This is a genomic window from Flavobacterium sp. (genome assembly GCF_046155325.1).
GTDB lineage: Bacteria > Bacteroidota > Bacteroidia > Flavobacteriales > Flavobacteriaceae > Flavobacterium.
In genome coordinates, this window is the sequence record NZ_JBJXDQ010000085.1 from 1 (window position 1) to 4612 (window position 4612).

General features: G+C 37.1%; 4 protein-coding genes and 1 tRNA gene. 3 read left to right on the top strand and 2 right to left on the bottom strand.

Annotation, left to right across the window (positions count from 1 at the left end; genetic code table 11):
* Nucleotides 1-73 precede the first annotated feature (73 nt).
* Nucleotides 74-147: transfer RNA gene (locus ACKVOD_RS05745), tRNA-His, on the bottom strand.
* A 151-nt stretch (nucleotides 148-298) separates the two neighbouring features.
* Between ACKVOD_RS05745 and ACKVOD_RS05750 the strand changes: the two genes are divergently transcribed.
* Nucleotides 299-2446 carry a carboxy terminal-processing peptidase gene (locus tag ACKVOD_RS05750; protein WP_409208513.1) on the top strand — a complete coding sequence of 716 codons (2148 nt, stop codon included), beginning with the start codon at nucleotides 299-301 and terminating at the stop codon, nucleotides 2444-2446.
* Nucleotides 2447-2460: 14 nt separating this feature from the next.
* On the top strand, nucleotides 2461-2979 hold the full coding sequence (locus tag ACKVOD_RS05755) for a UpxY family transcription antiterminator (RefSeq protein ID WP_409208514.1): 519 nt from the start codon (nucleotides 2461-2463) through the stop codon (nucleotides 2977-2979).
* A gap of 47 nt (nucleotides 2980-3026) precedes the next feature.
* Here ACKVOD_RS05755 and mtaB read toward each other — a convergent pair whose 3' ends face one another.
* Nucleotides 3027-4322 carry a tRNA (N(6)-L-threonylcarbamoyladenosine(37)-C(2))-methylthiotransferase MtaB gene (mtaB, locus tag ACKVOD_RS05760; protein ID WP_409208515.1) on the bottom strand — a complete coding sequence of 432 codons (1296 nt, stop codon included), beginning with the start codon at nucleotides 4320-4322 and terminating at the stop codon, nucleotides 3027-3029.
* 189 nt (nucleotides 4323-4511) lie between these two features.
* On the opposite strand from mtaB, the gene ACKVOD_RS05765 reads away from it, so the two are divergent.
* Nucleotides 4512-4612 (top strand): protein O-mannosyl-transferase family (locus ACKVOD_RS05765; protein ID WP_409208516.1); only part of this gene is annotated, 101 nt, incomplete at its 3' end.

A 4612-nucleotide genomic window follows, 5' to 3' on the forward strand; every position in this document is an offset into this window, starting at 1 on the left:
TTTCCATAAAGGCTATTTTTAAAAGAAATCCTATTCTTAACAAGTTGTTTGGTAAGAATAGGATTAAAAAGGGGGAGAACGATGGGTCTCGAACCCACGGCCTACAGTGCCACAAACTGTCGCTCTAACCTACTGAGCTACGCCCTCCATTTGGGGGGCAAAAATAAGGTAATTTTAAGGACGAATAAAATTAGTTTTCCTGTTTTTATAATTTTATCATAAAAACGAGGCCTTTATTCAAATTAAACACATACAAACTCATTTTATGCTATTTTTGAAAATATAGATGCGAAACATTATGACATACATAAAGCAAAATAAGTGGAAGGTATTCACAGCAGTGATCATTATTGGCGCAGTTTTTTTTGCGTTTAAAACAACTGAAAAACAAAACGGGGAGTCGCCTGAAATCCGTCATCGTAAATTACTATCTACCATTGGACATTTGTTAGAAACGGAGCATTATAGTCCGCGTAAAATTGATGATGATTTTTCTAAAGATGTTTTTAAGGAATATTTAAAAGCCTTGGATCCGGAGAAAAATATTTTCTTACAATCGGATATTAATGCACTTCGTGTGTATGAAACAAAATTAGATGATGAAATTCATGGAGAGCCTATTTTATTTGAACCGGCATCAAGTGTGATTTATGAAAAGAGGTTAGTGGAAGCACGCAAAATTTTTGAAAAAGTTGTACAATCACCTTTTGATTTTAACATTGATGATTCTGTTTTATTGGATGTTGATGTGAAATCAGCGCCAGCGAATGAAAATGAAAGATATACTTATTGGCATCAGATATTAAAGTATAAAGCATTGGATAGGTTTGTTAATTTAACAGAGGAGCGTGAAAAAAATAAAACAAAAGAAAAATTTGTTGTTAAGGCCGATTCAACTTTGGAAAGAGAAGCACGTGCTTCTGTAAAGAAAGAATATTTAAAAAGATTCGAACGTTTAGAAAAAACATTTGACAAAGAAAAAAGATTCGAGCTTTTTTTAAATACCATTACAGGTTTAATGGATCCACATACCGACTATATGGCGCCTGTCGAAAAGCGCTCATTTACAGAACAAATGAGTGGTACTTTTTATGGCATTGGCGCGCAATTAACCCAGGATGACAATGGTATTAAAATTGCAAGTATTCAGCCGGGTGGTGCAGCTTGGAAGTCAGGACAGCTGGTGATGAACGATGTAATCGTTAAGGTAGCGCAGGGAGCAGAGGAGCCAGTGGATGTAACTGGATATGAAACTACAGATGCAGTAAAATTAATCAGGGGAAATTTAGGTACGGAAGTTCGATTAACAATCCGTAAGCCTGATGGATCTTATAAGATAGTTGCCTTGAAGCGGGAGAAGATTGTATTAGATGAGGGTTTCGCACGTAGTGCCATCATTCAAAAAGGTGCTGATAAATACGGTTATATTTTATTGCCTGATTTTTATGCCGATTTTGAGCGCGAAGATGGTGCAAGATGTGCAAGAGATGTTGCAAAGGAAATTGAAAAATTGAAGGCGGAGAAAGTAAAAGGGATCGCCATTGATGTTAGATACAATGGTGGCGGATCATTATATGAAGTAGTCCAAATGGCAGGTTTATTTATTGATCAAGGACCAATGGTTCAAATCAGAAATAAGGAAGGCAGGTCGCAAACCTTAGCGGACGAAGTGCCAGGGACCATTTATAACGGTCCGTTAGTGGTGATGGTGAATGAATTTAGTGCATCAGCAAGTGAAATTTTTGCAGGCGCGATTCAAGATTATAAGCGAGGAATTATTATGGGAAGTACTTCCACTTATGGGAAGGGTACGGTACAAAGAAATGTTCCTTTTGGAAAACCTTTAGATGATTTGGGTATTCAGACAGAATATGGTGCTGTAAAATTGACCTTCCAAAAATTTTACAGAGTGACTGGTAGTTCTACACAACGCAAAGGGGTAGTGCCGGATGTGATATTGCCTGATGAATACGAGTTTTTAAAGTATCGTGAAAAAGACAATGAATCATCCTTGCCTTGGGATGAAATGGAGCGTGCTAAATTTCAAGTTTTGCCAAATAATTCCGCAATTGCAGCAATTGCAGCAAAAGCCAATGACAAAATTGCAAAAGATACCTCCATGATTGCGTTCAAAAAGACGCTTGCCTGGGTTTCAACCCAGATGGATCGCCCAGTGCATTTAAAATTGGATAAGTATATTGCTTTCCGTAAGCAATTACAAAGCACAATGATCCAAAATGACAATCGCTTAAAATTGAAAGATAGCATGCAGGTAACTGCCCTAAAAGCGGATTATAATAAGTTTTATAATAATCCAGACAAAACCAAACAGGATCGTTACCAAGCTTGGCTTAAGGTAATTGCAAAGGATGCGCAGATTAATGAAGCAAGTAAATTGTTAGGTGATTTTTTTGCACAAAACTGGGTAGCGAAAAAAACGAATTAATTTAAAAGTGAACTATGAAAGTGGAAGCATTGGATAAAGTGAAAAGATGGCATGTTATTTATACTAAGTCAAAATGGGAGAAAAAGGTGGAAGGCTTGTTATTGAAAGCGAATATAGAAAGCTGGTGCCCTGTTCAAAAAAAAGAAAGGCAGTGGTCGGATCGAAAAAAAATCATTGAAGAACCTTTATTTAGATCTTATGTTTTTGTAAAAATAGATAAGGAAGAGCACAGTAAAGTATTAGGCACCATTGGGGTTGTTAATTTTTTATATTTTGAAAAAAAGCCAGCCATCATAAGGGACAACGAAATTGAAACCATCAGAAAATATTTAGGTCTTGCCAATGCCACAATTCAAGTGGTGAATATGACTAATTTGCCAGCGCAAACCAAAGTTTCTATTAATCAGGGCTTATTTATGGGTCAAAAAGGGGAAGTGATTCGATCGGGTAAAAAAACAGTGTTTGTGCAATTACAAAGCATTAATATGATGATGATGGTGGAATTTAAATTAGCTGAAATATCAGTTGTATAAAAATTACTATTTTAATAAAATTGTAATTCAGGCATCATTCGTCAGCTTTAACTCAAGGTCCAGTCCACTAATTGATTGCTCCATTCTGCGCGGTAAGGAGTTTCAATACGAATATAATTATCGGTATATCCTTCCAGCATTAATTGGTTGGGATTTTCTTTTGTTGCTTTTGGTGACTCAAATAAAACTTTTCTGGTTTCACCCAAATGCTGTGCCGTAAAATATTGTAATTTTTGGTAGGATAAATTCCTTAAAATTTTATTGCGCTCCTGTCTAATGGGAACAGGGACGACCGGCTTAATGGTCAAAGCCTTGGTGGCAGCTCGTTCGGAGTAAGTGAATACATGCAAATAGGAAATATCAAGTGCATGTATGAAATCTAAGCTTTCTTTAAAATAATCTTCTGTTTCCCCAGGTGATCCAACAATTACGTCAACGCCAATACATGCATGCGGCATTATTTTTTTGATATGTTGCACGCGCTCTAGATATAAATCTCTGGAGTACCTGCGCTGCATTAATTTTAAAACAGCATCTGATCCGCTTTGTAAAGGGATATGAAAATGCGGCATGAACTGATCGCTATTCGCCACCCAATCTATTATTTCATTCGTGATTAAATTGGGTTCAATGGAGGAAATACGGTATCTCGGAATATTGGTTTCTTGGTCCAGCGCTTTTACTAAATCAAAAAAACTTTCATCGTGTTTTTTGCCACCGGTTTGACCTTTTCCGAAGTCACCCAAATTAATACCCGTTAAAACAATTTCCTTCACATTATTACTTGCTAATTCATTTGCCTGTTGCACTACCTTTTCAATGTTATTACTTCGGCTTTTCCCACGGGCTAATGGGATGGTGCAAAATGTACAACTATAATCACAACCGTCCTGTACTTTTAAAAAGGTACGCGTCCGATCATTTACTGAAAAAGAACTATGAAAGTCGGAAACGTCATCAATTTCGCAGCTGCAAATTTTTGCAGTATCGCCCTTGGTTAAATTGGCGAGGTGTTTAATTAAGTTAAATTTTTCTGCAGCACCCAATACTAAATCAACCCCCGGTATGGAAGCTATTTCCTGTGGTTTTAATTGTGCATAGCAGCCTGTGATGACCACAAAGCTTTCTGGGTATCTGCGTTGGATACGACGCACCAATTGGCGACATTCCTTATCTGCGTTTTCCGTAACTGAGCAAGTATTAATAACATACACATCTGCTTTCTCCGCAAAATCCTTCTTTTCAAAACCATTTTGTTCCAATTGTCGGGACAAGGTGGAGGTTTCTGAAAAATTCAATTTGCAGCCTAAGGTGTGAAATGCGACCGTTTGTTGTTTGCTCATGGGCTACAAAGGTAAAAAACCTTGGGGGAAACTTAAAATCTTAAAAATTACTTAAACCGGGTATTAATTTCCCATTTTGGCTAGATTCAATTAAGTTTGCAACTACTAAAATGGTCAAAAATGGACTTCAAAAAAATTAATAATTGGACGGGCTGGTTGGTTACTTTAATTGCATGTACAGTATACATCATGACCTCGGAGGCTGCAAGCAGTTTTTGGGATTGTGGGGAGTTTATCAGTAGTGCGTTTAAATTACAAATTCCACATCCGCCAGGGGCCCCGATGTTTGT